The following is a 26,966-nucleotide window of genomic DNA, read 5'->3' as shown; positions in this document are numbered from 1 at the left end:
TTACCTGCGGCCGAAGCGGCGTCTCTTGGACGCTTTGCTCCATCCCGTCTTGTCCTGCGCGCTGGTGGTGGGTGCGGGTGTTCCGGCTGCGGGGCGGTGGATGAGGGTCAGGCCTTCGTGGTCGACCGGGTGCCAGGCGTGGTCGAAAGTGCGGAATGTGTAACCCTGTTCGTTGTTGGTAGTGTGGGCGAGCAGGGCCCGGCCCTGGCCGGCGTATTGCTGGACCTCGTGCCACAGGACGTCGCGGATCCTTGCTGAGGGGTTTCCGATGAAGACACCGGCGGAGATCTCGAGCAGCCAGCGGGTCAAAAAGCCCCGCAGGCCTGCGGGGCAGTTGGTCAGGACGATCACGGTCACCAGGACAGCGCCATTTCCTCGTACCTGCTTCCGTCTTCGTCTCCGTGTCCGTAGTTATGGCCTGCTGGTACTTGCTCGCCTCGGTCGCTTTCCAAGGTGACGATGTTCCAGGCGGCATCCACGTCCGTTTGCGCGGGGGCGTCGGTGCCGAGCAGGAGCCGTTTGATGTCGCTGACGCAGCGGTCGAGCAGGGCCGTCTCGTGGATACGGTCGCGCAGGGCCCGGCGGGTGCGGGATCCGATGTCGTCCTCGCTTTCGGCTGCAACCTCGAAGGCCAGCGGGATGCCGATGTCGGTCTTGTACAGGTCGGCGATGTCCAGGACGAAGGAGAGTTCGTGGCCGGAGTGGACGAAGCCGAGGGCTGGGCTGCAGCCCAGTGAGGTGACGACGGCGTGTGCGATGCCGTACATGCACTGGGCGGCTGCGGTGATCGCCTGGTTGACGGCGTCGCCGGCGGAGAAGTCGCCGGGTATATATTTGCGGCCGCGCCAGGGCACTCCCGTGCGGGCGGACTGGGCGCGGTAGCACTTCTTGACGCGGTCTCCTTCCCGGCCGAGCAGTTCGCGGCGGGTCAGCCCGGTCGGGTCTTCATCGGGGAACCGCAGCCGGTACATGGCACGTGCGACACCGAGGCGCGAGCGGGCGTTCGCCCACTGGGTGGCCTGGGCTTCGGCGAGTGCCGAGGAGCGGGTGAGGGCACGGCCGCTGGCGTAGTACCGCACGCCGCGCTTGCCCACCCAGGCGACGGCTGCTCCGGTCTCGCCCAGGACGCTCATGGCCTGGTGGGTGACCCGGGTACCGGGTCCGAGGAGCAAGGTGCCGATGGTGGCCGACGGGATGTGGGTGATGCCGTCGGCGTCGGTGGCGGTGATGGCGTTGGCGTCCCGGTGCACCGTGCAGCGCTCCAGGTAGACGAAGGAGAGGCGCTCACCGGCACGGGTCAGCTCGCGCGGGGTGAGCGCACCGCGCTGGGAGACGGTCGTCAACGGTCCGCCTGGGGTGGGAGAGGGGCGAGTGTCATCAGACCGCATCCGTAGGCCTTCGCCTTCCCGATGCCCTGGGTGAGGGTGCGGCGCATGAGGTCGGGGTTGGTGACCTCCAATCGCCCGTCGAAGGTGGCAGTGACGAGAGTGACCGGCTTGCCGCGCCTGCCGCCGGCGGGGCGGGTTTTGTCGAAGCCCAAAGAGCGCTGGTCGCGGACTGTCACTTCGTAGCGGCCGCCGTGATGCTCGCGCCCCTGGTGGGTGGTTCCTTCCGGCAGGAGCCGCTTGTGTTTGGGCTTTTCCAGGATGCGGAAGCCGCCGCGTTCCTGGCGCTCGGGGTCCAGCAGCCAGCCCATCTGGTGGTGGGAGGTCAGGTGCGCGGTCCGTTTACGGGGCTCGTCGGCGGTGCGGCGGATGTGGTGCACAGGGTTGGCCGTCAGGCGGAAGCCCCACCGGTCCCCCTCCGCCAGGCGGTCGAGCAGGGGGGTGTAGGAGCGGGTCTGCCACCCGGGTCCGTCGACGAGGGCGGTCGGCCACCCTGCCTGTTCAACGAAGTGTGTGAGGTCGGGGGGTTCGGGGCTGACGATGAAGAGGAGTACCTCGCCGGGGGCGTTGTGGTCGAGGCGCCAGAGCACCCGGGGGGTTTCGGGGGCTGGCTGGTCGGTGGGCAGGAGGGTGGGGAAGGAGGACATGACGGCGGCGTGCAGGACCTGGCGGGAGGAGAGCAGGCGGCGGGCGCCGGTGCGGGCGGTGTTCACCCGGAAGCGGGTCAGGTACATCAGGCGCTCTCTTCTGGCAGCACGTCGAACGGGTCGTGCCGGGGTACGGAGGGTGCCGCGAAGGAATGGGCGATCTCGACTTCGGTGCGTGCGATCGTGCGGAGGGCGTGGCGGCGGTGTTCTGCGGCGAAGCTGACCGGCTGGTCGCGCAGGGTGTTCGCGGTCATGGAGCCCGCGTGTGTCTCGTGCAGGACGGGGAGCTTGACGACGGGGCTGTTGCTGTGCCGCTTCGCGTACCACCGGGAGGCCTGCCAGGGCACGGCGCGCAGAGCCTGCATGAGGTCGTGGTCCGGGTGGAGGCCGAGTTCGACGGGCTGGGCCGGGGGGCAGGAGCGGCGGCCGAGGAAAGGCGGGTAGACCGGCGCCTTCAGTGCGGTGTGGAGGCCGGTGAGGAGCTCGTGGTCTCCTTCCAGGGCGGCGACGAACACGGCGTCGGCGAGGTAGAAACGCTCCGAGAGCGGCATGGACTTGTCCGTCTCCCAGTGGACGGCGGTCTGGTAGTCCCGTAACCGGGTGCCGGGCTGGTCGATCCGCACACCGAACCGCAGCGCGGCCAGCGGCTGGAGCTGCTGGTCGTCGCCTCGCTGGATGCCCTTTGCCGCGGCGAGCAGCCCGATGACGCCGCTCTTGGTCGGGGCGGATTCGGTGGTGCGGCGGGAGAAGCGGGCCGAGGCCCCCCACGACTGCAGGGGGCCGGCGAGCCTGAGGGTCAGGACGCTCATGCGGGCGTCTCCAGGCGCTCCGCGACGGCCTGCCCGACGGCGCCGAGGAGCTCGCCGAGTGACTGTGCTTCGGTGCCGATGCCGCTGAGTTTTTGGGTGTTCGGGCCAACCCTGAGGACCCAGGTGAGGGTGGTGGCGTCATCGCCGTACTTGTGCTCGATGTCCGGGATGTATTCGGCGAGCCGCTCGACCGCCTCACGGACGTGGCCGCCTTGGTCGCCCCGTACCGCTTCTTCGAAGGCGGAGACGAAGCTGATGGGGCGGGTGGTGCGGAGCTTGACGACCACTGCTTCGGGCAGGGTGTGGTTCCCGAAGGTGTTGATCTTTCCCTTGGGCAGGGACTCGATGAAGCTGCGGACGAACGCCTCGACAGCGCGGCGGACCGGTGTGGTCACCGACTCGTCCTCGCGCAGGCCTTGCCCGAGGGTGTCGGCGAGCTGGTGGACGCCGAGCGCCGCGTACCGGTAGAGGGTGGCGGAGTTGAAGTCGACGGTGCCGATCATGCCGGCGCCGGGCTCGGCGTCGGTGTTCTTGTCGTCGACGGCGGTGTAGTAGTCCGACTCGTTTTCGACGCGGTGGACGCTGATGGCGTGGGCGACCTGGACGGCGGCGTCGACGTTGATGTCGGTGACGTCGGCGACCATGCGGCCGAACAGTGCGATGTCGACGGAGTGGCGGGTGTCGGCGAACGCCTTGGCCCGGTCCTTGTTCTTCTTGTCCTTGAAGAACGTCTTGCTGTCCGCAGCTGCCTCGATGGCGAGCGCGGCCAGGGCGTCGAGCTGGCGGGAGCTGAGGAACATCAGGTATTTGGCCTCAGGCAGCGGCTCCGTCTCGCCGCTCTTCGACGCGGCGTCCGCCTTGCGCTTGGGAACCTCGATCTTCAGGCCGGCAGCCTGGACAACCTCGGCCGCGAGCTGCTCCGCCCGGCCGCCGACGAGCGTTTCGTCGGCGGCGGTGATCCGGTCGGCGATCACCTCCACGATCTTCTTGGTCCGCACGCCGAGCTCGCTCGGCTCGAGCAGCTGCTCGTCCTCGAAGTACTGTCGTGTGGCGCGCTTCCATGCCTGGCTGGAGACACGGGCACGCGGCACTCCGCCGTAGACGGCGGTCTTGGGGGCGCCGGTGTCGTCCCGGTTGAGGTTGCTCGGCGGGACGGTCTGGAGCGCGTGCACGTCGAGGTAGAAGCGGTTCACGAAGCGTCCTTGTCGGTGGAAGAGGGAGAGCCGAGGGTCATGTCAGAGGTGTCGGAAGCCGCTCCCGGAAGGGCGGGGTGCTGGCCGGGCCGGGGTTCGCGGTAGTCCTGCCAGGCGTGGAACGAGCGGCCCCACGCGGCACGGACGCGGTCCGCTCCGCCGGGCCACTGCCACTGGTAGAGCTGGCCGGCGAGCAGGGCGTAGTCCAGGCGGACTTCTTCGCGGCGCAGGAGCGTGACGAGGTCTCGCAGCCGTTGGGCGAGGGTGGTCAGGTCGGGTGAGTTTCCGGCGCGGACCAGTCGCTTGCGCAGCGAGTCGTCGATGTCGTTGGCCGGCATCAGCCGGTGGACCGCAGCCCCGAGCCCTCGTGGGCGCTCGCGTTTGTGGAGCTGGTGCATGCCCGTGCCGCGGGACTGCTGGTGCAGGGCCCACAGGGTCAGGGCCACGTGCAGGGCGTCCTCGGCCCTCGTCAGCTCGGCCTCGCTCAAAGGACGGCTCTCGCGGCGCACGTCGTGCAGGAGCTGGGTGTCGATGAGATCCCACAGATCGGGCATCTGCCCTGCGGGTTTTCCGGCGCCGCGGCGCAGCCGGGCCAGTGCCGCGACTGCTTTGGCCTCGTCGTTCAGGAATCCGCGCTGCCATGTGCTGATGCGCTGATCGGCGAGCTGGGCGACCAGCTCGCCCACCAGGGACGGGCTCGTGCTGGTGGTCGTCATGCGTGCACCTTCGAGGAGGGTTCGGCTGTCCCGTCCGGGCCAGGCGAGGGGTCGGGGGTGGAGGGCTGGGCGAGGCATTTGCGCAGCCGTGCCCGGAACCATCGGTCTGCCAGAGCGGAGTTGAGCCACACGCTGCCCTGCTTGGCCGACACGGTCCGCCCCTGCCACGCCGCGTCTCCGGCCTCGGCGATCATCTGCGTGCCGAGCCGGGAGACGATCTCGTATGCCTGGGACTGCCACCTGGCGCGCTGTTCGTACGGGTCGTCGGCCTCGCCCAGGGCGGCGAGCCAGGACCGGTAGGGTCCTTCGAGTGCACCGAAGGCGCGGTCGCGCGCGACGATGCGCGGGCTGTCGTTCTCCGAGCCTGCGGCGCGTTCCAGATCGGCGGCGAGGTCACCGAGTGCCCTGACCGCCTGGTCGGCGTCGTCGACCGCGTCGATGGCCTGCTGCGCGTATTCGCGGTCCTGCTCGTGGAGCAGCACCACATCCATCGTCAGCTGGTCATCCACGACCTCGTCGACGACGGACTGCTGCGTGCCGTATGAGGTACCGATGACGCGGGCGCGTACGAGGAAGCCGCGGGGCAGCGCACGTCGCGTCACCAGGCGGGCCACCCAGTCCAGGATGCCGGGCCGCAGGTAGGGGGCCACGCCTTCGCTGTCCGTCTGGAACTGGGCCCGGTCGGCGATGAGGGAGGCCAGTCCGCGCCATGCGGATCGTGCCGGGTCGTGCTCGCGCGGCAGGTAGACCAGCGCCTCGCCGTGCTTCTTCTCCTGCGCCGGGCTGCGCCGCCAGGCGGTCATCGGCTCGTGGGTGTGCATGTTGCGCGCGGTCAGCGGATCGCCGTAACCAAGGACGACCCCGTGCACTCCGTCGGCATCGGCGTGCAGCCGCAGGCGCCGGCTCTGCCACGTGTACAGGTCGCGCACTCCCGTCGGGGTGCGCTCCGCTGCCCCCGGTCCGCTCGGCTCACGCCGCCATGCGGGCAGGTCCCCGGCCCCGAACCTCAGCCCGCTCGTGTCGGCCGCCACGAGGTTGAGCAGGAGCGTCTCGCGCAGGTCGCGCCCTTCGACGAAGACTCCGCCGAGATTGCCGGCCCAGCCGACCCCGAGCGGGTAGACCTTTCCGCCCTTGGCGCGTGTGTCCCCCACCACGCCGCTTTTGATGCCGGAGGTGTCGTAGGCATGCGCGTGTACCACCCACCTCGCGGCCTCCGCGAAGCTCAGCCGGCCGACGGCCGGCAGCCGTGCGGAGAAGAACGGCTCGCCGTTGGGCACGTCCGCCACGATCCTGTTGAGCGAGGACACCTCGTCCTTCGCCGTCCGCAGCCCTGCGGTCTGGAAGAACGGCGCCTGCGGGTCCAGCAGGTCGAACCGGCCCCGGTGGGTGTCGAGATAGCCGGCCACAGGGGCGAAGCACTGCGGATCGTTCCACAGCCGCGACCAGTGCTCGATGTCCTTCGGGCCCTCGAGCGCGTCATGGGCGATCGCGAGCAGCAGCCGCATCAGGGCGAACTCCTGCGTGGCCAGGTCCCCGGCGATCCGGCGCATATGGCCGGCCTGGCTGAAGATCTCACGCAGCGATAACTCGCTCTGTGCGCCGTCGAGTTGGAGCACTCCGATCCACGGCTGCTCCGTCAGGTCGAACGACAGCACGCTCTCGTCCGCCTCACGCGTCTCAGGCACGGGTCACCTCAAGTCCCTCGGTCTTGGAGTACCGGAGTGCGAAGCCTGCCAGACGGGTCTGACAACGCTCGTCGAGAGCGAGAATCAGCTGGCCGGCAAGCCAGGGGCTGTCCTTGGACTGCCATGCCGGGACATACAGTTCCTCAAGTTCGCCGATGGTCCGGTCCATCACGTCCGCGTCCGAGAACTCGTGCGGAAGGCGCAGTCCGCTCGCCGCCGCAGCACGGGCGGCAAAAGAGACCGGCACCTGGTCATGCGGCAGGTCCAGTCCGCCCAGCTGCCTGCCCCTGCGGTCCTTGCCGAGCCACGGCACCGTCGTCAGCGTCCCGTCCCTGCGTCTTTGCACAACGACGACTTCCAGGCTCTCCCTGCTGTCACGGACCTGCGCCCGCCCCGCCCGGGTGTCGTCCGCATCCCCCGCCCCGGCGGCTACCCATCCAAAAAGCGGTTCGCCGTCCTTGCAGACGTCGCCCAACGTGAACGTGGCGGCCTTCTCGGCTTGCTTGTCCCGGTGCGCCCGGTACGAGGCCCAGGCATCCCTGAGGGTGCCGGCCCATTCCTCCGGCGCTGCCGCCTCGTCCGCATACGCCCCCTGGACCAGGGGGCTGATGTCCTGGGGCAGCCGCACAGGCTTGTCCCTTGCCGCGTCCAGGTGCGGGAGCAGCACCGCGGCCGACCGCAGCAGCGGGTAGAGCTTGTAGACGGCGACCGATCCACGTACAGGCACCGGGACCGTCCCTGACCAGTCGGCGCCGGTCACCAGACACCGGGGCTCACGCAGCCTCTCGGGCCGGTCCTGCTGGTCTGCTCCGCGCTGGTGCCGGTGCAGGCGTCCCATGCGCTGGAGCAGGAGGTCCACCGGACACAGGTCGGTGACCAGCAGGTCGAAGTCCACGTCGAGAGACTGTTCCGCGACCTGGCTGGCGACCACGATGTGACGCCGCCCAGGCCGGTCGGTCCCCTCGCCGGGCGGCCCGAAGCGCCGCAGAAGTTCTTTGTCGTTCGCCGCACGGTCCAGGTCGAGGAAACGGGCATGCGCGACGGTGACATCTGCGTCACCGAACCGCTCCCGCAGCACGCGCGCCGTGTCGACCACACGCTTGACCGTGTTGCGCACCACCAGCGCGCAGCCACCCTCCGCCAGCTCCTCGCCCAGCCGGTCCGCAAGCACCGCGAGATCGTCGTCGAGACGCTCCAGCCGCACCGACGCACCCCGTCCGGACGCCGCCGGACGCCGCAGCACAGGAGCCCCTCCCGGGGACACCGCCGTGAGCAGCGGATACTCCCCCGCCGCCTCGACTGCCTCGAAAGCATCCCCCGCCACAGCATCACCGGCACCGACACCGGCCCCAGCCTCCAGGCCCGCGTACGCCTCGACGAGCTCACGGCGCCGGGCTGCAGGCAGCGTGGCCGACAAGATCACGACAGGCACCTTGTAGGCGCCCAGCCACGACAGAACACGATCGAGATAGACATTCATGTAGGTGTCGTACGCGTGCGCTTCGTCGATGACGACGACCTTGCCCGCCACCGCCAGATGCCTCAAAGCCAGGTGCTTGCTCTTGAGCCCGGCGAACAGCAGCTGGTCCACCGTCCCGGCTACGAAGGACGACAGCATCGCCTTCTTCCTGCCCCGCAGCCAGGCATGGGCCACCAACTCCGCCCCGGCCTCCCGGTACGCGTCAGAAGGCCGCCAGTCCTTGCGTTCGGCATCCGCGTCCACCGCTACGACAGAGCGGGCACTGCGCATGAGGTCGGCGAAGTCGTCGTTCAACGCCGCCTTGGAATGGGCCAGCAGCACCGAGTGAGACCTGCCCTCTAGCGAGGGCAGCTTCTTCAGCCACTTCAGCAGCCTGGGGAACATCGCATTGCCCGTGGCCATCGTCGGCAACGCGAAGAACACTCCCCCCGCACCCGACCGGGCAGCGAAGATCTCCGCCACAGCCAGCGCGGCCTCCGTCTTCCCCTCCCCCATTGGCGCCTCGATCACCATCAAACCCGGCGCCGCCATCGACCGGGCCAGCTCCACAGCCGCCCCCTGCACAGGACGCACCATCGCCCCCGCCGGGAGCGTGAACCTGGAGGCGAACAACTCCTGCACCGACTCGGCCGGCTCTATCGGCCTCCACGCCTCCGGCAGATCAAGACCCCGCCACGCCGCAGCCGCCCGCTCCGCACTGCTGCGCGGCACCTCCAGCGGGTAATAAGGGAACAGCTCCGGATTGCTGGCGATCCAGTCAGAGACGATCACCAGCGCCGTCAGCAGCACCTGCACCGGCTGCGGCAGCCTCACCGCACGCCAATCTCCCAGCAGCCGGTCCCGCACACCGAACTCGTCGGCACACGCCTCCAGCAACTCCCTCTGCACCCGACGCCACACCGCCCGGCCCGCACCCGACCCCCGCAACAAATGCCCACGATTGTCCAGCGCACTGATCTGGGCATGCTCGGGCGGCACCCCATGATGCCCGCCCACCACCACCGTGAACTGCTCACACTGCCCCGCAGCCCAACCGCAGTGCTCCTCCAGCCACTCCCCCAGCAACACCTGCCCGGCCAGCCCGTGCGGCGCCATCCTGCGATCAGGCCCCATCGCCCCCTGCGTCCGCATCTGCAGACCCTCACGACGCATCCGGTCCGCCAACTCCTCCACCTGACAGGCAAAAGCGGGTGTGGCCTTGCCGATGTCATGCGCCCCCGCCAGCCACACCGCCAGCAGCCGCCCCTCCGCCTCCCCACCCGGCAGCGCTCCCCCGATCAGCCGGCGCACACTCCACGGCAGCCACCGATCCCACAACATGCCCGCCACCGCGGCACTGTCCTCCATGTGCTGCCACAACGGCAGCCACCCACCGAAATCCCGATCGTGCTTGCCCCACAACGCAAGCACCGCCCCATCCAGCCTGCTCCGAAGACCCGAACGGCCCTCCCCCTCAACCACCATGCAAAACGAATACACCGCCCCCTCACCCGACGAGGCGCCTACGGCAGAAAAAATGAAGATCTCCAGCAGCATCAGCGAAACCGCCGCCCCGGCCCACCCGGCCACGTACCATGACCGATCCCCCGTCCCACCCATCACATCCCCCACCCGAGCAAGAAGCAGCTCAACAACCAGAAGCCCTGCCAGACACCTGGGACCATCCCCACGCGTGCAGGGAGCAGCACCACATCAGGCGGGGTGCGGCCGAGGTCTGGGAACCATCCCCGCGCGAGCGGGGAGCAGGCGAGGTCGCTGTAGTCGGGCAGCGTCCAGCCGGGACCATCCCCGCGCGAGCGGGGAGCAGAGCTCGGCGAGGCCGGCGAGTAGGTCGTGGGTGGGGCCATCCCCGCGCGAGCGGGGAGCAGGGGGACTTCCGGCTCAACCCGTGCAGCCCGGAGGGACCATCCCCGCGCGAGCGGGGAGCAGGGCTGCGGCGGGGGGACGGCGTGGAAGAACCCGGGACCATCCCCGCGCGAGCGGGGAGCAGTCCAGGACGACGGCCTCCGAGTTGCGCACCCGGGGACCATCCCCGCGCGAGCGGGGAGCAGAGCCGGGGCCGGTGAGGTCGGAGGGGTTGAGGGGGACCATCCCCGCGCGAGCGGGGAGCAGTTGTTCTTGGACCGGTCGTACGGCACGTCGTTGGGACCATCCCCGCGCGAGCGGGGAGCAGGGAGGGGGGCCGTTCTCACTCGGGGGCCGGCGGGGACCATCCCCGCGCGAGCGGGGAGCAGCAGTTCGCCGCGCTCATCGTTCTGGTGGCGGGGGGACCATCCCCGCGCGAGCGGGGAGCAGCACTCACCCGTGACCAGGTCTACGAAGGCGGTGGGACCATCCCCGCGCGAGCGGGGAGCAGGCGAAGACGTGCAGCGAGATCCCCTGTCCGACGGGACCATCCCCGCGCGAGCGGGGAGCAGGGCCGTGTTCGACTTCCCCGGCTGCATCAGCAGGGACCATCCCCGCGCGAGCGGGGAGCAGGGAGGCCTCACCGAGGGCATCAAGCGGGCCGGGGGACCATCCCCGCGCGAGCGGGGAGCAGCGGTAGATCTCGGAGCGGGTGAGGACGCCTCGGGGACCATCCCCGCGCGAGCGGGGAGCAGCCATGAAGTCCAGCGCGACCGCGTTGTCGATCGGGACCATCCCCGCGCGAGCGGGGAGCAGCTGTCCGGGTCGCCAGCGGTCGCGATGAGCTCGGGACCATCCCCGCGCGAGCGGGGAGCAGAGCGGGAACAGGCCCGTCATCTTCGCCATGTTGGGACCATCCCCGCGCGAGCGGGGAGCAGTTCGGGACGGCGGTGGGTTCGGCGGCCGGCGCGGGACCATCCCCGCGCGAGCGGGGAGCAGACTCAGTGACCTGCAGTTCTACCCCACACACAGCGCCACTTGAACCACTTTCACCGAAACCGGCAAACCAGACACCACTCCCCTACAGGGAATCCCCACCGGCACCCTCAACAGCCCAGACCGCCCAAGAGGACTATCTCCGCGGGTGCGGGGAGCAGATCACCGCCGAAGCCTGCCAGCCGCCCGTCGAGGGACCATCCTCGCGGGTGCAGGGAGCAGGTGTCGGTTCCGCTCCTCGGGGGTGATGGTGAGAGACCATCACCGCAGGTGCGGGGAGCAGTTGATCTGCCAGAGACCGACGCACCCGATGCTGGGACCATCCCCGCGGGTGCGGGGAGCAGCCGGGGTGGGAGGACGACGGAGCGATCGGCCGGGGACCATCCCCGCGGGTGCGGGGAGCAGTCGGCATCTCGTCGAAGAGATCCCTGCGCATGGGGACCATCCCCGCGGGTGCGGGGAGCAGCGGCGAAGGCCCCGCAAGAGGTTCGCTGCATGGGGACCATCCCCGCGGGTGCGGGGAGCAGAACGTTGAGTCGCCCACCGAGGCCCGCGTCGTGGGACCATCCCCGCGGGTACGGGGAGTAGCCGAGCGTCTTGTGCGCGGCAAGGTCGGCATAGGGACGATCCCTGCGGGTGCGGGGAGCAGTGCGACCGGCCGGACGGCGTGGAGTTGTCGTAGGGACCATCCCCGCGGGTGCGGGGAACAGCCCCGGCCGCGAGCGAGTCGGCCACCGGCCAGTACGTGGGGACCATCCCCGCGGGTGCGGGGAACAGTTGCGGGAGTCCGGCCCCTTCGTTCGGGACTGAGGACCATCCCCGCGGGTGCGGGGAACAGTGCGCGTACGCGTGCGAGAACGCACGCCCATGCGGACCATCCCTGCGGGTGCGGGGAACAGAGGGCGTCCGGCTCCAGGCTCCATTCCAGGACGGGACCATCCCCGCGGGTGCGGGGAACAGAGGGGGCGGCCGATGCCGTGCCGCAGGTAGGGGGGACCATCCCCGCGGGTGCGGGGAACAGCGCAGGAGAGCACGATGAACGAACGGTCGCCCGGGACCATCCCCGCGGGTGCGGGGAACAGACTCTGTGACCTGCAGTTCTACCCCACACACAGCGCCACTTGAACCACTTTCACCGAAACCGGCAAACCATCCGAATCGGCTCTTCTTCCTCGCCCTGTCCTCTTCACGGGCAGAGCAGGCACACCTCTATCCGCCGCACGGAAGACCTCACCCGGCCCATCGCCTGCATACGGCCAGCGGCCTCACGGCATGAGGTGCCGCACCGGTTGGTGATGGGGCTCGGCTCACTCGGGGCTGTCCCTGGGCGCGGCGGGCATCGTCGAGGACCTGCCGCCTGGAGAGGCCATCAGTTCTGTGGCGCAGCAGGGGCATGGTGTTTGTGTTCGGTCATGCCGCCGGACTCGATCCGGTGGTCCTACGCCTCTGTCAGGCGTTCGGTGCGCACCGAGCAGCCGGTGCGTACCGTCTTCGCGTGGCTGTGCTGCGGGCTTTCCTGGGCGGACAGCTTCTGCGGTTCGGCGGTCGGTGTCATGCCCAAGGCTGCGGCCCGGCTCCAGGCCGCCACCGGTCGTGCTTATCCGTATACCTCCCGCACCCCTGCCCGCGGAAAGGGAGAAACCGCGGGCAGGGCGTCCACCGGTCGCCGCCGTCCACGACTCGGGGGGGATGGCCGCGGACGATGGCGCTGCCGCCCGTCTGCCCCCAAGGCCACTTCTCGCACCAGGCTTTCCTGAGAAGGGCGCAAGGGTGCGGGGGCCGACATCGAGGGCACACGGAGGTGGAGCGGAGGGGACCCGCTCACTCGCCGGCCTGTGGGCCTCCCCCGCCCACAGGGCCCGGCATGGTGCACACCGGCCCGCACCGATGGTGGTTGCGTGCGGACCTATGAGGAGCCCCGGCCCCACACGGCCGGGGCTCCTCGGCGTCCACTCCAGCACACCGGCCACCTGTGCACGGTCAGCAGACAAGGCGACTTCGGCTCTGTTCCCTTCTAGTGCCGCATCAGGCAACGTTCGCCCGGCGGTGATGTGCCGCCCGGCTGCTGCGCCGGGCGGTATCGAGGTGTCAACCGGGCTAAGGGACGACGCGCCGATGAGGACCGCATCAAGCGCTTGGTATCACCAGTTCACGCTGGCGGAGTGGACTGATGTACTGCGACGAGCAGACGGCATGGCAGAGCTCGTTCCTTGACTCCATTGTCCCCGTCTGGCTCTACCCGATACAGCTGGGCCTGAGGCGTGCGAGTCACCGTGTCCGTCAACTGCCCGTCGGTGAAGAGGGCACCGACGCCGTCCTCCACTGCCCAGCCGGCCGGAAGAGCGTGGTTCGCCACAGCCGTCTGATAAGACGATCGACGCCCCGGCTCACTGTCGTAGTGGGGGCAGACCGAGCCGGAGAGCACACCCAGCCCATCCGAGAGATGAGTCAGCGGCCCGAAGGAGTCGGTATGTGAGCCCTCGGCCCAACAGTTGGCGCCGGCGCTGATGCCGCACAGCAAGGTCCCCCGGTCGAAGGCCTCGCGCAGTAGTCGGTCCACGCCGTGCGCACGCCAGACCGCCAGCAGGTTCGCGGTGTTTCCACCACCCACGTAGACGACGTCCTGAGAGAGCAGGAACGATCGCAGGTCGTTGTCATCGAGGTCTCGCCGAAACAGCTGCAAGACGCTGGGCTCGCAGGAGCGTGCCTGGTATGCCGTGAGGAATTGCTCGACGTAGGCGGAGGCGTCGCCACTGGCTGTCGGAACGAAGCACACCTTGGGGCGAGACGCACGCACCTGTTCAAGCACCCAGTCATCCAGCAGGCCGTCGTCGTCGGTGGAGAAGCCGCCTCCAAGGAGAGCCAGACGACGTTCCGGAATGACAGCCACGAGGGTGCCTCCTCAGTTCACGATCCAGACGCGGACGATGTCCCGAACGGTGCCAAGCCATCGGGTCCGTCCGCAATCGAATAGGCCCTCCACCGACCTGAAGTCCTCTCCACTCAGGAAAGACAGGGCAACCGCGGACCGAGAACGACAGCAAGCCCCGTGATCCACTCCTCCGTCCGGAAGGGACGGCCAGAATGATCACGTGGCTGAACGCGTGCGGGTTCGGGAGATTGACGACGACGAGGGCAGGCGGTTGCTGCAGATCATCCGCAGAGGCACCGGGTCGGTGGTGACCTGGCGGCGGGCCCAGATGGTGCTGCTGTCCGCACAGGGCATGCCCGTGGCGAAGATCGCCGAGGTGACATTCACCAGCGCGGATCGGGTCCGCGATGTGATCCACAACTTCAACGCCGACGGCTTCGAGGCGCTCTACCCGAAGTACAAGGGCGGACGGCCCAGGACGTTCACACTGGCGGAGCGGCGCGAGATCAAGAAGATCGCCAAGTCCAAGCCGGCCGAACACGGTCTGCCGTTCTCGACCTGGAGCCTGGCCAAGCTGGCCGACTTCCTGGTCGCCGAGGGGGTGGTCGATGACATCAGCCACGAGGGCCTTCGGGTCCTGCTCCGCGAGGAGGGCGTCTCCTTTCAACGCATAAAGACCTGGAAGACCTCACGCGACCCCGACTACGCGGCCAAGAAGGCTCGCGTCGAGCACCTCTACGCGATCGCCGACGGTGAGGTCATACCAGAGGATGGCGAACCCGAAGTCGTCTTATGCCTTGATGAGTTCGGACCGCTCAACCTTCAGCCCCACCCCGGTCGGCAGTGGGCCGAACGCGGCGGCCGGCACAAGGACCCCGGCCGCGAGCCGAGGCCCCGCAGGCGGGCGACATACACCCGCCCACACGGGGTCCGGCACCTGTTCGCCGCCTACGACCTGGCGAAGGACAAGCTCTACGGTCACATCAAGCCGAAGAAGAACCGCACCAGGTTCCTCGAGTTCTGCCGCTATCTACGCAGCCTCTACCCGCCGAAGATCCGGATCGCCATCGTGCTCGATAACTTCTCCCCGCACCTGACCACGAAGAAGGACACCCGGGTCGGCGACTGGGCGACTGCCAACAACGTCGAGCTCGCCTACACCCCGACCAACAGCTCCTGGCTCAACCGCATCGAGGCCCAGTTCACCGCCCTGCGCTACTTCGCACTGGACGGCACCGACCATGCCAGCCACAAGGAGCAGGGCAGCATGATCCGCCGCTACATCATCTGGCGGAACAAGCACGCCGCCGACGAACGGCTACGCGAAGTGGTCGACAGGGCGAACGTTGCCTGATGCGGCACTAGTGTCCTGAGTCGGGGATTCTTAGGTAATTCTCCCAGCCTCCGGACTCTGGATCGACGGTTCCAAGTCGAGCTCCAACCTGGTTGGAAGCGGGCGCGACCACTGGTCGATCGAAGCGGAGATCTACTGAAAAACTTCCGACTCAGGACACTAGTGCTGTGACCGTGACGGTTCGCCGGGTCAGGCCGAGACGTTCACCGGCTACACTCCGTGCGATTCGCCGTTCGAACACGGGAGTGTTATGTCGTCCAACTGGGCCAGCCGTTCTCTCTCTGCCACTGTGGCCGGCGCTGTGCTCACTCTTGTCGGTGGCTGCGCTTCAGGAGAGGGCGAAAAAGCTGCTGCGCCCGCGTCGCCCTCTTCTGTCCTGTCGCCGAGGCCATCGACGGCTGCGCGCCCCCTCAGCGCTGCAGAGTTGGCGGCAGCACTTCCTGAACAAGGCACTCTGCCCGGCTACTCCATCAACAGCTCGCCCGAGACAAAAGCGGGCGCCGACACCTCCGATCCGAGCGTACGACCTAAGGCGTGCCAACCTCTTGAGGACGCCAGGGCTGGCGTCTTCGCCGACTCAGTGGCCAGTGCCTGGGTCCACATATCCGCTTCGGGGTTCGCCCCGCCAGAGGAGACTGTCACTTTCACCAGCTACCGCTTCGGAGCCGCAGGCGCGCACCTTGCTTCCTTGAACGCAGCGCTCGACGCATGTCCGTCGTTGTCCTGGAAAAACCGATACGGCGACCGCGTGAGTGCGGACGTGGAACGAGTCAAGGACGAAGTATCGGTGGGGCACGACTCGGTGAGCTTTCAGCTGCACTTGGTTTTGAATATCGACGGGTTCAAGTCAGAGACATATTCCCTGGTCACAACTATCCGCTCGAAAGAAGCGACCGTCACTGTTGTATCGGAGAGCATGTTCGGTAGCCAACTTCCTGATGCGAAGAAGCGTCCTCTTCTTCCGAAACTGGACCAGAAGCTACTGAAAAGCCAAGCCGCCGCCCTCGGCGCAGCACAGCACAGTTGAGCTCTCAGCACGTTCAGCGACTTTCCACGACGCATGATCAGCAGGGACGCTCAGCAAGCCCCTGACGGCCTGGGAACTGACTGGTCTCTGAAGCGATCAGCTTGACGGGAATCGGCCTGGAGACGGCATCGCAGGCGGCGGAGCAGCTGTACGCGGGCCTGAACCGGGCGCACTCCGGGCTCAGACCGATCGGCTACCAGGACTGACCGGCCGCATACCGCGTAGGCTGGCAGCCGACAGCAGCGATGCCCCGGGGAGGCTCTCGTGACCGCACAGCCCGAGTACACCGGCCCGACCGGGCCCGTACCGCCCATGCGGACCCTCGCCGAGCTCCGCGAAGCCCTCACCGCATACGGCTTCGCAGGCGACCGCCAGGAGTTCGACGCCGAGCTCGGTGCCGTCGATCTCGACGATCTCACCCGTGTCCGCGAGATCGTGCAGGCCTACCGGCATCGTGTCCTGCTCGCCCGCGACCCGAACGCCACGGCCGCCATCGCCCGCAGCAACGACGACGTCGCCGCCGAGATTCGCCGGAAGCTGTCCAAGGGCGACGGCCGGTGACCCACGCGTTCCACTCCGACGCTGCCGAGAAGATCTTCGCCGAACTCACCGTCCGCGAGCAGGCCGCCGTCGAGACCGTGCGCCGCTCGCTCGAGGACGCCCCCGGCCGGGGCCGGCCGTTGCCCGGCAGCGACACGCGGGTCGTCGAGGTCCTGCCCGACGAGACCGGCGGCCGCGGCCTGTCCGTCGTCTACCGGCACGATCCCGACCTGGACGCCGTCCTGATCCTGTGGCTGATCGCCGGCCCCTGATCGGCCCGCACGTCAACCAGCCCGTCACCAACCGCACATCCCCATCGCCCGTGAGGGTGGGGGCGAATCGATACGCCGCCTCAAGGCCATTCGCCGGCCACTACGGTGATCCGTGGGTGGTGTGTCGACTGGTCGTTGAGATGCCCCCTGTGCGCCCCCGCTCCCGGTGACCCCAGGTGCGGGGGCGCAGTGCATCCCCGGCGAAAGGTCTACGGCACGGGCATGTAGTGGACGACGGTCGACTCATAGGCCTCCGCGTACACCGCGAGCGCCTGGACCTCGTCCGGGTCCGCGGACAGGCCCCAGCGGAGCTTCGTCGCGGTCCACTCGCCGACGTACCGGCAGTGCGCGTCGGGCAGCGACGGCATCCACTGCGCCGGGTCCTGGTCGGCCTTCGACCGGTTCGTCCGTGCGGTGACCGCGACGAGCGAGGCGGCCGCGCCCTGGTCGTTGGCGTACGTCTCGCGGCGCTTGGCGTCCCAGGCGCTGGCGCCGGAGTCCCAGGCCTCGGCGAGCGGGACCATGTGGTCGATGTCGAGCTTGGCCGGGGTCGGTGACCTCCTGCCCGTCGTAGTACGAAATCCAGCGGCCGTCAGACAGCTTGTAGCCGGCCGCGACGTCTGGGGACGCGACCGCCTCGGCTAGCAGAACCTCGTTGCGGGTGTTGCAGCCGTCCGCCGGGTCCAGGCCCGCGTTCCAGTGCTTGAAATTCGTCCGCTCGTAGCCGTCGCGGGACTCATCCGCGACCGAGATCTGCCCGATCGCCGTGGCAAGGGTCAGCACCTCGGCGGCGCCCGGCTGCGTGGGCGCGGCAAGCGCGGTAGGAGGACGGCGAGCGGGGACAGGGCAAAGGAGAGCGCGGCGATGCCGCGCACAAGGTTCTTGATCACGAAGGCAGGGATAGCGGCCTGGTCTGCCTGCGGGTCAGGGGTTTGGGCAGGTGACGAGCCGTCCAGGGGAACGAATTCACCGGAAGAAACGGTGCGCCTGCGCTCTTCTGACGGTTGCGCGCCGCTTCCGGGCCAAGAGGCTCAGGTGTGGAGGGTGAGGCGGCCCGGCGGTACTGCTCCCAGAGCGCGTCTGGGCGCCGGGCCTCACCCGTGCACGCCATATCGGCACGGGCTGCCGCTGACCATACGGGAGCGGTGCGGTGCCGGGGAGCCCGGGCCTGCGTCGAGGCGGCGGGCCGGCCGGGTTGCTTCTGGGGGTGAGGAAGGCGTCGCGCCGCATACCCCCGGTGGATGGGAGCAGCCCCGCCCGGAAGGGGTTCGGGCGAGGCTGGAGGGTTCGGGCGTAGCCCTGGCGGGGTGTGGTCCACTGGTCACCGGCCTCGTGCTGCACCAGCCCCCGCTGGTGCAGCGGTCTCGTCGGCACCTCCCCCGAGTACGTCGGCGAGAGTCCCGCAGGAGCAGCGTCCCCGGGGATATCGCCCTCCAGCGCCCCTCCGGCCCCAGGGCCGGTGAGCAACCGAGACCTCCCCACACACCGTGGCCTCCGGCAATACGCCGGGGGCCACGGCCTTTGCATGCACCCGTATCAAGGCGCCAGACCCACAGCACACCGTCCCGGCCCGAGACGGCGGCCAAGGCCACCCACCCCTGGGTGAGAGATGGGCTGGTGCCCCGGCCTCCCCGGGAACGGGAGGGAGGCCGGGGCGCCGGGGGCTGGGGTCAGCGGTGGTTGTGGTTGTGGCGGTGGTGGCCCCAGGTCTCGGTGTCGACGATGCGGCCGTGGTCGTCGCGCAGGGTGGCGGTGTCGGAGTGGTTGTCCCACACGTAGTCGCGGCGGTCCTGGAACAGGTCGGTGCGGGTGTCGCGGCCCTCGCCTGTGTGGATGCGGACGGTGGCCCGGCCGGCGAGGCGGAAGTCTTCGAAGCGGTAGCGGTGGCCGTCCTCGTCCTTCAGGGTCCAGCCGTCCAGGTCGACCGCGTGGCGGCCGGTGTTGGTGATCTCGACCCACTCGGCGTTCAGCGACCGGTTGGAGCGGTTGTCGCGTCCGGGGCTGTCGGCCTGGACGGCGCTGATCTCCACCCTCGGCGTGCGGTGACGGTCGCCGTCGTGGGCGGAGGCCGGCAGGGCGACGAGAGAGACCATGGCGCCGGCTGCGAGGACGGTCGCGGCGATACGGCGGGCGGACGACGAAGCAGACATGGGTGATGTCTCCTCAAAAACGGTGCTTCACCAGTCAATAACAGCTGGTGGAAGCGGTACGGGTCCCGGTCCGGTACTGGGCCGAGGACCCGAACTCTGCCGCCCCGTCGGCCCCGCCGAAATGCCATCCGGAGCCCGTTACCGGGTACGGACATTTCCGTAACTGTCACCTGCACCACACACGCATATGCCACCGGCGTGACCCTGACATTCACTGACGGCTACACCCACCCGTTCAACGATCAACGGCAAGCCCTTCCACGCTCCGGCGCACCACCCGCCGCGCCACCCGGCGCACTCCTCCAACTGTGTGACACGCCCCGGTAACAGGCGTTCTGCACCTTTCTTCGCACACCTAGGACAGCCCTCGCACACGAAGACGACGACCTCGTCCCAGGTAGCCGGATCCGTTCAAGCCGCTCCAGACGGCGTAAGGTCGGCCATGCCCATGGGAATGGGTTCCGGCACGACTTCTGTGATGCAGAGCCGCGTCTCGACGCCCGAGGCAGCGGGTCGGCCGACTGACGGGCAGCACTCCTCTGCCCAGCCCCCGGTCCGCGGTGTCCGCGCCGAAAAACGGTTCCGCCGCATCGGGCCTTCCCTGCTTGATCGCAGGTCGAAGTGCGTGGCGAGAGCAGGCACCAACCCTATGACGCCTCACACGCATCGCCGGTCGGGGGATGAGCCGAGCAAAGAAAGTGCTCTCCGGGTTGTCCCGCCGGTGGAGTGAACGGCATGGGCATGGGGCCGGTAATCCTGCAGAGAAGTGGATGAACCGGTCAGGGGCGGGGCACCTGTAGGTGCGGAAGGCTCGGCTCCCCTGGCTGGACGAGACGGTAAGGCCCCGGCCGCCGGGAGGCCGGACTGTCCCTTCCGCGCGTTGCGCCCGGACCGGAGGCCGCCCGCTCCACGGCCGGTTCGCTTCGGGCTGCACACGCTCGTCGTGCCGTCATGGGAGAGTCGCTTATGCGTGCCGTCACCGTCCGCCCCTCGGCAGCCGGATCCTTGGAGGTGCGTGAAGTTCCCGAACCGGTTCCCGGCGAGGGAGAGCTCTTGGTCGACGGGGTGGCGGTCGGGGTCTGCGGCACGGACAAGGAAATCGTGGCCGGTGAGTACGGGTGGGCTCCGCCGGGGCAGGACTGGCTGGTCCTGGGGCATGAGTCGCTGGGCCGCGTGCGCCAGGCGCCTTCGGGCAGCGGGTTCGAAGCGGGGGACCTGGTGGTGGGGATGGTGCGCCGTCCGTGTCGACGGTCGTGCAATTCCCCGCGAAGTGCGCTTTCGTGTCGGCGTAATTCCCCACCCCTGCGGTCACGAGTCCCCATGGGGACTCGTGACCGCAGCCCGTGTGCTCGGGCGTGTTCGAGTGCGCACTTGGCTGTAGGTGGCCCCCAGGTGGGACGCCCCCAGCTGGGATGGGCGGCGTCGGCCGGGCCGCGAGCCTGCAGGGGTGGAAATACAAGTGCCAGTTTCCGGGCCTCGCAGGCAGGATCTCGGTATGTCGACCGACGTCAGTGGAATGATCGAATGCCGTCCGGGAGCCCGGCTGTGGGGGCCCGACGATGAGGACTCCGTGTGGGAAGCCGCCATCGACCTGTTCCTGCTCAACAGGGGCAACGCCTACGACGGCCTCGCCTGTCTCTTCGGAATCCGCAATTCCTTCGGCTTCCGCCCCCTGGCCGAGGGCCGCGGCTTCCCGGATGACGCGTCGGATGGGCTGCGTGGTGACTTCGGTGCATACGGCGGTCCCGGAGACGTATACGGAACCACGTGGCTGACCTGGGCTGAGCTGGCCGACGTCGACTGGCAGGAGACCGACGCCTCTGGCACACGAAGCCGCGCCTCGGCCGCCGGCGCCGACAGCAACTGGAGTCGGGTCTGGAGCGTCATGCGCATTCTCAGCGAAGTCCACGGCGCGGAGAACGTACGACTCGTCGTCTGGTTCTACTGACCCAGAGCGACAGCTTCCCCCGCCCGCAGGAGCGTCGATACGGCTGGCCAACATCGCCGACGCTCCTGCCTCATTGTCATTGCCGCATGAGAGGCTGCCCGGCGGCACCAGGACATGGATGGAGAGCTGGCGGGATGGGTTTCGAGGGCGAAGTCTGGCGACTGATGCGGCGGGAGGAACTGCTCGGCGAGATCGTGATCGACGAGGCCGACTTTCCATGGCTGAACGGTCGCTTCGTTCCAACGCCGTCGTTCGGAGAGGTGAAGCCGTGGTTCGACGAGTCGCTGAGTCTCATGGAGACGGAGGAGTACGAGCAGTTCGACGAGGCCTACAACCGGATTGCGGACGCCTTGTCGCTCATGGCTCCGTCAGGTCCGGTCGCGGAGTTCCTTCTGCACATCAGTGACGATCGTGCTTGGTTCAGGTGGAGTGACGAACCATTCGAGGATGGCTGAGCCCGCCAGGCCTTGGGGAATTACGTGACCACAGCCCCTGGGGAATTACGCCGTCGTCGACAGTCCGGACCCGGAGCCGTGCGGAGCCTGCGCGCGTAGCGAGTTCGACATGTGTCGCAACGGCCGCTACACCGAGCGCGGCATCAAGGAACTCCACGGCTACGCCAGCCAGTCCTGGACCGTCGAGACGGACTACGCCGTCAAGCTCGACCCCGGCCTGGAACAGGTCGGGATGCTGCTGGAACCCACCAGCGTGGTCGCCAAGGCATGGGAGCAAGTCGAGCGCGTCGGTGGCCGGGCCTGGTTCGCACCGCGCCGGGTGCTGGTCACCGGGGCCGGGCCGATCGGTCTGCTGGCCGCGCTCTTGGGCATCCAGCGCGGTCTGGACGTGCACGTCCTGGACCGGGTCGTTTCCGGACCGAAGCCTTCCCTGGTCACCGAACTCGGAGCGACGTACCACCACGAGGACATCGACCAGGTCACCTCATCCCTGCGCCCCGACGTGGTGATCGAGGCCACCGGGGCCGGACAACTGGTCTTCGACGCGATGACCGGCACCGCGACGTACGGCATTGTCTGCCTGACCGGCGTGTCTCCCAAGGGCCGGAGGCTGTCCATCGATGCGGGCACCATCAACCGGGAGCTGGTGCTCGAGAACGACGTGGTCGTGGGCTCCGTCAACGCCAACCTGCGCCACTACCGGCAGGCCGCAGACTCGCTCGCCACGGCAGAACGGTCCTGGCTCGAACAGATGATCACCAGGCGCGTTCCGCTGGAACGCGCCGCCGAGGCGTTCACCGCAAACGACGACGACATCAAGGTCGTCATCACCCTGAACTGACCTCCCGAGAGGCATGGCCTGTGCATCTCGTGGCTTACGAGCTTGAGCCTTTTCCATCCTCACTCTGAGCAGGTCAGATGAAGGGTGAGGACGGCCTGGACGAGGCTGGTGATCCGGGTGGTCGAGCACCACGGTTTACGGAGGAGCCGCCAGGACCTGAGAGTGGCGACGGCCTGCTCGACGAGGGCCCGGATCTTCACGTGGGACCGGTTCACAGCCTGCTGGCCTGCGGAGAGGGTCTCCTGTCGCCCTCAGCACTGGATGCGGGCCATGCCGCCAGCACCTCGGTATCCCTTGTCGGCCCAGCACGGGATGTCTGCCTCGACGAGGGCGTCGACGATGCCGTGTTCGCGGACCGCCCGGATGCCGTGGACGGCGCCGGGCAGGGCCGGTGAGGCCCACAAGCCGGCCGAAGGGGGCGGCGATGACCTGCACGTTCATCCCGTGCTTCTTGTGCTTGCCGGAGTAGAACGGCCGGTCCGCGACGATGCGGTCGATGGCCAGCAGCGTGCCGTCCAGGATCAGATACGCCTTCACCGACGCGCTCCGCACCGCGGCGGTGAAGGCTCGGGGCGAGAGCAGCCAGGAGCCCGACCGCCTCGGTGACGTAGCGGTAGACCGTCGTGGTGCCGGTGTCGAACCCGGTGGCGAGCTGGGTGTGGGTGTGTCCCATCCTCAGAGGGGCGAGGGGCGAGAGGGCTTGGCGGCCAGCGCTCAGGCGCCGCCATCGGGAGCCGATCACGCGGCGGGGGTGCCGCGACTGCTGGGTGAGGAAGGGGATAGCAGAGCTGAACACGTCGACGCCCGACGGGTAGACGAGCACGTGAAGCCCCTGGTGGTCACGGTTCTCTTGGCCGAAAACCGATCTACCAGGGGCTTCACCATATTGTCAGTCCAACTGCCATACACTCGGACCAGGCTGGAAAAGGTTCAGTCCCGTCCTCGGTTCGGGCTCCTCATTCGCCGCGAGGACGCCATGCTGCGGCCTGACGCGCCGAGACGGCCGCGGCCCACCCCCAGGCCATGACTCCCATGGACGCGACGGCTGCGGCACAGGCGGCGAGGAAGGCGCCGGAGATGTAGGAGGCTCCGCCCGTGGTCTTGGGGAAGGCCAGCCAGGTTCCGACGGCGATGCCGGCCAGACCCGCCAGAGCCAGGGGGACGAGGAGACTCCAGGCAGCGGTGACCCAGTAGACGCGGCGATTCCCCGACAGCACGGTCAGCGGAGCGAGCGCCCGTCCATTGCGCAGGAACTCCGCCGTGCCGGTGACCGCCGCCGCACCGGCAAGCACCAGGATGCCGAAGAACCCGAAGAAGAAGATCCAGCGGCCCTGGTTCTTGTTCACCTGGCTGGAGACAAGCCACTCCCCTCCGACCGTATAGATCTCGGCGCCCCTGGGAAACGCTTGATAGGCGAGCCGCTTGGTATCGGCTGCGGACAGATCCTCCCTGTCGAGAGACACCAGCACCGTACTGGCGAAGACATCGGCCTTCACCGCGCTGCTGACCGGGTCGGCCTGTCGCACAATCACCTTGGTTCCCTGACCGTCCCCGTACCACCCGACGAGCTCACGCAAGCGCGGATCTTCGGGGATGCCGGGCAGGCGGGACGGATTTCGGGAGCAAGGCAGAGCCAGCGAGGTGAGCGACGGGCATCGGCCCAGGACAGTCAGGGTCTTCTCTTGCGGAGAGGTCAGGAGCGTGACGGCTTCCACACCGGTGGGCAACGTCGCCATGAACGCGTTCATCTGCCGAGCCGTGGTGTTTTCTCCGGTGCGGACGACGAGCACGCTGTTCCCGATGCGATGGACGGTGGCCTGGGCATCACGGGTGGCCTGACCGAACTGGCCCTGCCAGGCCACCACCTGGATGAGCAATCCCAAGGCCACCACCACGCCTGCGGTCATCCGCGCCACCGGGCCGGGGTGGGTGGCGGCACGCTGTCCCGCTACCAGGAGGCCGGGAATGCCAAGGCGATGGCCGGCTCGGGCCATCTGACGGCCCAGGTAGCCGGTGACGACCGCGACAGCCGCGGGCAAGGTTGCCAGCGTGCCTGCGGCGGCGGCCCAGTTGACCAGGAGGTAGGGGGCGGATCCGGGCTCAAAGAGGTCAGGTCCCCGCACCGCCACCAACAGCAAAATCGGGCACAGAGCGGCCCAGCGAGTCGGCGAACGGCGGGCTCCGGTCGGTCGATTGCCGTGGCCACGTGCCTTGCCCCATCGGTCCGCGACCACCGTTGCGAGCAGGACCGCTGCCACCGCGACGACGACGGACAGCAGCAGGGCCCACCACCACGCCCTCATGTCGGCCGCGGCCAGTACGTGTCCGGTCCACGGCAGTCGGAGATCCACGCTCCATGAGGCGACGACCGCGGCCAGCGCCAGAGCGCCGCCGACGGCGACGGGAAGCCACGCCTCGCCCAGCACGATCAAGGCCCGGTAACGAGGGGTTCCGCCCAGCACCTCCACCAGGGCAGTACGCCGGTCCCGGCCATACGCACCGGACCGTGCGGCCACCACGAGCAGCACACCTGCCGGCAGCAGGAGCAGAACCCCCGGCATGACCTGGAAGGTCCACTCGTCTTTCGCGTAACGCGATTGCCCAACGGTGTAGGAGACGTACCCCTGGCCCGGTCCGTACCCCACGATCGGGCCGGCGTACACGGGAGTCAGACCGGCTCGGGGACGGACGTAGGCAAGAAGCTCATCGGGGGACTGCAATCCGTCCGGGGCGATCTCCCCGACCGCCCGGCCGTAGCGCTGCTCGATTCCCTCATCGGCGCCCATCTCCAGAAGGCGTGGGGAGAGAACGGCTTCGCCGGGGCCGGGCCATCTGGTGAGTCCCGGTGGCAGTGGAGCGTCATCGGTCAGAGGAGCGATGAACACCACGGAGAAGATGCCACTGTCGCTCACCGAGTCATTGGTGCTGCCCCACAGCGCCCGCGCCGGCCGGTCGGGCCGGTCCTCCTTCAAGACCGGGCCGCGCGCGAGTCCCCGGGCGGCCTGGCCTTCGTACGTGGCATGCGTGGCGGCGAGGGCGGCGAATCCGAGCGCCAGCACGAACGTCGCGGCAACGAGGGCCACGAACCGGATGCGGCCGGCCTCCGCGCGCGCTCCGGCCGCGCGGCCGATGCGGATCAGGTGTCGACTCGCCCCATTCCGGCTCATCGGCCACCCGTTCCGGCGTCACCAGCGGCGGACAGTACTCCGTCGCCCAGCGTCAGTACCCGGTCCGCACGAGCCGCCACCACAGGGTCGTGCGTGACGAGGAGCAGACCACAGCCGTGTCGGCCCGGCATGGCGAACAGCACGTCCGCGACCCGTTCCCGGGTCGCGGCGTCCAATGCCCCCGTGGGTTCGTCCGCGAGCAACAGCGAAGGCGAATTGATCAGCGCCCGGGCCACAGCCGTCCGCTGCCTTTCGCCGCCCGACAACTGCTCACTGGAATCCGCCTGAGGAACACCCAGTTCATCCAGCAGATCACGGGCTCTGCGATAGGCCTTCTTCTTCGGCGTGCCGGCCAGCAGGGCGGCGAGTGCGACATTGTCGACCGGCGAGAGTTCGGGCAGCAGTTCCCCGAACTGGAACACCATGCCGATACTGCTGCTGCGGTGCCGAGCCAGCGCCGCGCCGCGCAGACCGACCACGTCCGTCCCCGCCACGACAACCGCTCCGCGCTCCGGACGCACCAGACCGAGCACGCAGGAGAGCAGCGTACTTTTACCGGAGCCGCTCGGTCCCATGACAGCGACCGACTCGCCGGCGCGGACATCCAAGTCGAGACCGGACAAGAGCTTCCGGTCACCGATGGCGTAACTCAGTCCTGCCACGCTCAGTACGGCTTTCCGTCCGTCCCCGCGCCTCATGGTCACTATCACATACCTTCCGTTTCCCCTGCCGATCACCGGCCATGCACAACGCGGGGGCGGTGCCTGCGGCACCGCCCCCCGCCACCTGTCGGAAAAGGTTTTCCGCTAGTGGTTGCCCGACCAGCCGGTGCAGTCGTCCGGGTAGAAGTTGATGGCCACACAGGCCTGAAGAGCCACGATGTAGTTGGTCGTGTCCGCGCCGCTGTACACGGTGGTGCCGTTGCCGCTGCTGTTCCTGAGCTCAAGGCCCTTGTTGTAGCGGCGGTCGTAGTTCGCGTACACCTCGTGGCTGTCGCCGGCGGTGTCCGCCACGGCGATTGAGCCGTTCGTTCCATAGCTCCAGGCGTGCACGCCGGTCCGCGACCGGTCCAAAGTCGCACCGAACGCCGGCGAGATGGCCCCCAGCAGAGCGGCTCCCGTCACGGCCATAACAGCGACACACTTCGTTCTGTTCATGCGCATAGCGTTTTCCCCTCCCGTTGCCCCGAAATGAGGCTTTGGTTACCGCCCGGCCGAAGCGCCGGAACATACGTCTCGTGCAGTTCACATTCTTCACACCTGTCCCACGCGACAACTGCCCTTCCCACCTGCTGTCTCAAATGCAGTGCGTAGCTACAGCGCATGTCGACTCTACGGAGCAGTCGGCGACACCCAGCAAGCGGAACCTGCAAGTGCGGTAGTAACGGCAGGTTCTCAAAGCAAATCCCTAACAATCGGAATGAGCGGGGGCGGCATCTACCCAGCTGCCTCACTCGCAATGCACTGCATGGCTTGTTTCGCACAGTAATTACTGAGGTTGAACTCGTGATGTCGCTGGGTTCAGGCGGGTCTGATGATCAGGCCAGTCTCGGCGAGGCAGCCGTCTATGAGGTCGCTGCGGTAC

Annotated in this window: 21 protein-coding genes, 2 pseudogenes and 1 CRISPR repeat array; of the genes and pseudogenes, 8 read left to right on the top strand and 15 right to left on the bottom strand. The window is 68.5% G+C overall.

The window, feature by feature from the left end; all coding sequences use genetic code 11:
* From cas2e to ACZ66Z_RS34455, 9 genes are all read right to left on the bottom strand, one after another.
* Positions 1-357 carry a type I-E CRISPR-associated endoribonuclease Cas2e gene (cas2e, locus tag ACZ66Z_RS34495; protein WP_469939754.1) on the bottom strand — a complete coding sequence of 119 codons (357 nt, stop codon included), beginning with the start codon at positions 355-357 and terminating at the stop codon, positions 1-3.
* A complete protein-coding gene (cas1e, locus tag ACZ66Z_RS34490) occupies positions 354-1,343 on the bottom strand; it encodes a type I-E CRISPR-associated endonuclease Cas1e (protein WP_469939752.1) in 990 nt (329 codons plus the stop codon). The genes cas2e and cas1e overlap by 4 nt, the downstream gene beginning before the upstream one ends.
* Positions 1,340-2,119 (bottom strand): type I-E CRISPR-associated protein Cas6/Cse3/CasE, encoded by a 780-nt coding sequence (gene cas6e / locus ACZ66Z_RS34485; RefSeq protein WP_469939750.1) that lies wholly within the window; start codon positions 2,117-2,119, stop codon positions 1,340-1,342. The genes cas1e and cas6e overlap by 4 nt, the downstream gene beginning before the upstream one ends.
* Positions 2,119-2,841 (bottom strand): type I-E CRISPR-associated protein Cas5/CasD, encoded by a 723-nt coding sequence (gene cas5e / locus ACZ66Z_RS34480; protein WP_469939748.1) that lies wholly within the window; start codon positions 2,839-2,841, stop codon positions 2,119-2,121. Before cas5e ends, cas6e begins: the two co-directional genes overlap by 1 nt.
* Positions 2,838-4,034, bottom strand: a complete 1,197-nt coding sequence (gene cas7e, locus ACZ66Z_RS34475) for a type I-E CRISPR-associated protein Cas7/Cse4/CasC (RefSeq protein WP_469939747.1) — start codon at positions 4,032-4,034, stop codon at positions 2,838-2,840. Before cas7e ends, cas5e begins: the two co-directional genes overlap by 4 nt.
* The gene (casB, locus tag ACZ66Z_RS34470; protein ID WP_469939746.1) at positions 4,031-4,750 is read right to left on the bottom strand and encodes a type I-E CRISPR-associated protein Cse2/CasB; all 720 of its coding nucleotides are present in this window, start codon (positions 4,748-4,750) and stop codon (positions 4,031-4,033) included. The genes cas7e and casB overlap by 4 nt, the downstream gene beginning before the upstream one ends.
* On the bottom strand, positions 4,747-6,435 hold the full coding sequence (casA, locus tag ACZ66Z_RS34465; protein ID WP_469939744.1) for a type I-E CRISPR-associated protein Cse1/CasA: 1,689 nt from the start codon (positions 6,433-6,435) through the stop codon (positions 4,747-4,749). The genes casB and casA overlap by 4 nt, the downstream gene beginning before the upstream one ends.
* Complete coding sequence (gene cas3, locus ACZ66Z_RS34460; RefSeq protein ID WP_469939790.1) at positions 6,428-9,379, bottom strand: CRISPR-associated helicase Cas3'; 2,952 nt, start codon at positions 9,377-9,379, stop codon at positions 6,428-6,430. The genes casA and cas3 overlap by 8 nt, the downstream gene beginning before the upstream one ends.
* A 192-nt stretch (positions 9,380-9,571) precedes the next feature.
* Positions 9,572-10,759: a CRISPR direct-repeat array (repeat unit 29 nt; unit sequence GGGACCATCCCCGCGCGAGCGGGGAGCAG).
* 2,146 nt (positions 10,760-12,905) lie between these two features.
* A complete protein-coding gene (locus ACZ66Z_RS34455) occupies positions 12,906-13,646 on the bottom strand; it encodes a Type 1 glutamine amidotransferase-like domain-containing protein (protein WP_469939743.1) in 741 nt (246 codons plus the stop codon).
* A 202-nt stretch (positions 13,647-13,848) separates the two neighbouring features.
* Between ACZ66Z_RS34455 and ACZ66Z_RS34450 the strand changes: the two genes are divergently transcribed.
* The 4 genes from ACZ66Z_RS34450 to ACZ66Z_RS34435 all read left to right on the top strand — a co-directional run bounded on the left by ACZ66Z_RS34450 (position 13,849) and on the right by ACZ66Z_RS34435 (position 16,821).
* Positions 13,849-14,982, top strand: a complete 1,134-nt coding sequence (locus ACZ66Z_RS34450; protein WP_469939742.1) for an IS630 family transposase — start codon at positions 13,849-13,851, stop codon at positions 14,980-14,982.
* 688 nt (positions 14,983-15,670) lie between these two features.
* Entirely contained in the window at positions 15,671-16,009 is a 339-nt protein-coding gene (locus tag ACZ66Z_RS34445) for a hypothetical protein (protein ID WP_469939740.1), read from the top strand.
* Between the two features lie 264 nt (positions 16,010-16,273).
* Positions 16,274-16,570: a hypothetical protein gene (locus ACZ66Z_RS34440; protein ID WP_399585007.1), complete on the top strand. Its 297-nt coding sequence runs from the start codon at positions 16,274-16,276 to the stop codon at positions 16,568-16,570.
* Positions 16,567-16,821 carry a hypothetical protein gene (locus ACZ66Z_RS34435; protein WP_469939738.1) on the top strand — a complete coding sequence of 85 codons (255 nt, stop codon included), beginning with the start codon at positions 16,567-16,569 and terminating at the stop codon, positions 16,819-16,821. The genes ACZ66Z_RS34440 and ACZ66Z_RS34435 overlap by 4 nt, the downstream gene beginning before the upstream one ends.
* A gap of 209 nt (positions 16,822-17,030) precedes the next feature.
* On the opposite strand, the pseudogene ACZ66Z_RS34430 reads toward ACZ66Z_RS34435, so the two are convergent.
* Positions 17,031-17,711, bottom strand: a pseudogene (locus ACZ66Z_RS34430) (HNH endonuclease family protein).
* 780 nt (positions 17,712-18,491) lie between these two features.
* Positions 18,492-18,971: a lamin tail domain-containing protein gene (locus tag ACZ66Z_RS34425; RefSeq protein ID WP_469939737.1), complete on the bottom strand. Its 480-nt coding sequence runs from the start codon at positions 18,969-18,971 to the stop codon at positions 18,492-18,494.
* 951 nt (positions 18,972-19,922) lie between these two features.
* On the opposite strand from ACZ66Z_RS34425, the gene ACZ66Z_RS34420 reads away from it, so the two are divergent.
* The 4 genes from ACZ66Z_RS34420 (at position 19,923) to ACZ66Z_RS34405 (ending at position 22,215) form a co-directional block, all read left to right on the top strand.
* On the top strand, positions 19,923-20,534 hold the full coding sequence (locus tag ACZ66Z_RS34420) for an alcohol dehydrogenase catalytic domain-containing protein (RefSeq protein WP_469939736.1): 612 nt from the start codon (positions 19,923-19,925) through the stop codon (positions 20,532-20,534).
* Complete coding sequence (locus tag ACZ66Z_RS34415) at positions 20,467-20,919, top strand: hypothetical protein (protein WP_469939734.1); 453 nt, start codon at positions 20,467-20,469, stop codon at positions 20,917-20,919. The genes ACZ66Z_RS34420 and ACZ66Z_RS34415 overlap by 68 nt, the downstream gene beginning before the upstream one ends.
* 134 nt (positions 20,920-21,053) lie before the next feature.
* Positions 21,054-21,374 (top strand): hypothetical protein, encoded by a 321-nt coding sequence (locus ACZ66Z_RS34410; RefSeq protein WP_469939732.1) that lies wholly within the window; start codon positions 21,054-21,056, stop codon positions 21,372-21,374.
* Positions 21,375-21,483: 109 nt separating this feature from the next.
* Entirely contained in the window at positions 21,484-22,215 is a 732-nt protein-coding gene (locus ACZ66Z_RS34405; protein ID WP_469939731.1) for an MDR/zinc-dependent alcohol dehydrogenase-like family protein, read from the top strand.
* 59 nt (positions 22,216-22,274) lie between these two features.
* Here ACZ66Z_RS34405 and ACZ66Z_RS34400 read toward each other — a convergent pair.
* The 4 genes and pseudogenes from ACZ66Z_RS34400 to ACZ66Z_RS34385 form a co-directional block, all read right to left on the bottom strand.
* Positions 22,275-23,038: pseudogene (locus ACZ66Z_RS34400) on the bottom strand (transposase family protein).
* A gap of 133 nt (positions 23,039-23,171) precedes the next feature.
* Positions 23,172-25,382 carry an ABC transporter permease gene (locus tag ACZ66Z_RS34395; RefSeq protein WP_469939729.1) on the bottom strand — a complete coding sequence of 737 codons (2,211 nt, stop codon included), beginning with the start codon at positions 25,380-25,382 and terminating at the stop codon, positions 23,172-23,174.
* The gene (locus ACZ66Z_RS34390) at positions 25,379-26,080 is read right to left on the bottom strand and encodes an ABC transporter ATP-binding protein (RefSeq protein WP_469939788.1); all 702 of its coding nucleotides are present in this window, start codon (positions 26,078-26,080) and stop codon (positions 25,379-25,381) included. Before ACZ66Z_RS34390 ends, ACZ66Z_RS34395 begins: the two co-directional genes overlap by 4 nt.
* A 108-nt stretch (positions 26,081-26,188) precedes the next feature.
* Positions 26,189-26,395, bottom strand: a complete 207-nt coding sequence (locus ACZ66Z_RS34385) for a hypothetical protein (protein WP_469939727.1) — start codon at positions 26,393-26,395, stop codon at positions 26,189-26,191.
* Between the last annotated feature and the right edge of the window lie 571 nt (positions 26,396-26,966).

This window comes from Streptomyces sp. NPDC107498 (genome assembly GCF_055582805.1).
The sequence above is the reverse complement of the archived record's forward strand: the minus strand, read 5'-3'. Positions and strand labels throughout refer to the sequence as shown.

Bases quoted from the DNA above. Each gene is read 5' to 3' on its own strand.
- cas5e (WP_469939748.1), bottom strand. From the start codon at position 2,841: ATGAGCGTCCTGACCCTCAGGCTCGCCGGCCCCCTGCAGTCGTGGGGG.
- ACZ66Z_RS34425 (WP_469939737.1), bottom strand. From the start codon at position 18,971: ATGTCTGCTTCGTCGTCCGCCCGCCGTATCGCCGCGACCGTCCTCGCA.
- ACZ66Z_RS34410 (WP_469939732.1), top strand. From the start codon at position 21,054: ATGGGTTTCGAGGGCGAAGTCTGGCGACTGATGCGGCGGGAGGAACTG.
- cas6e (WP_469939750.1), bottom strand. From the start codon at position 2,119: ATGTACCTGACCCGCTTCCGGGTGAACACCGCCCGCACCGGCGCCCGC.
- ACZ66Z_RS34390 (WP_469939788.1), bottom strand. From the start codon at position 26,080: ATGAGGCGCGGGGACGGACGGAAAGCCGTACTGAGCGTGGCAGGACTG.
- casB (WP_469939746.1), bottom strand. From the start codon at position 4,750: ATGACGACCACCAGCACGAGCCCGTCCCTGGTGGGCGAGCTGGTCGCC.
- ACZ66Z_RS34415 (WP_469939734.1), top strand. From the start codon at position 20,467: ATGTCGACCGACGTCAGTGGAATGATCGAATGCCGTCCGGGAGCCCGG.
- ACZ66Z_RS34405 (WP_469939731.1), top strand. From the start codon at position 21,484: ATGTGTCGCAACGGCCGCTACACCGAGCGCGGCATCAAGGAACTCCAC.
- ACZ66Z_RS34395 (WP_469939729.1), bottom strand. From the start codon at position 25,382: ATGAGCCGGAATGGGGCGAGTCGACACCTGATCCGCATCGGCCGCGCG.
- ACZ66Z_RS34420 (WP_469939736.1), top strand. From the start codon at position 19,923: ATGGGAGAGTCGCTTATGCGTGCCGTCACCGTCCGCCCCTCGGCAGCC.
- cas3 (WP_469939790.1), bottom strand. From the start codon at position 9,379: ATGGTGGTTGAGGGGGAGGGCCGTTCGGGTCTTCGGAGCAGGCTGGAT.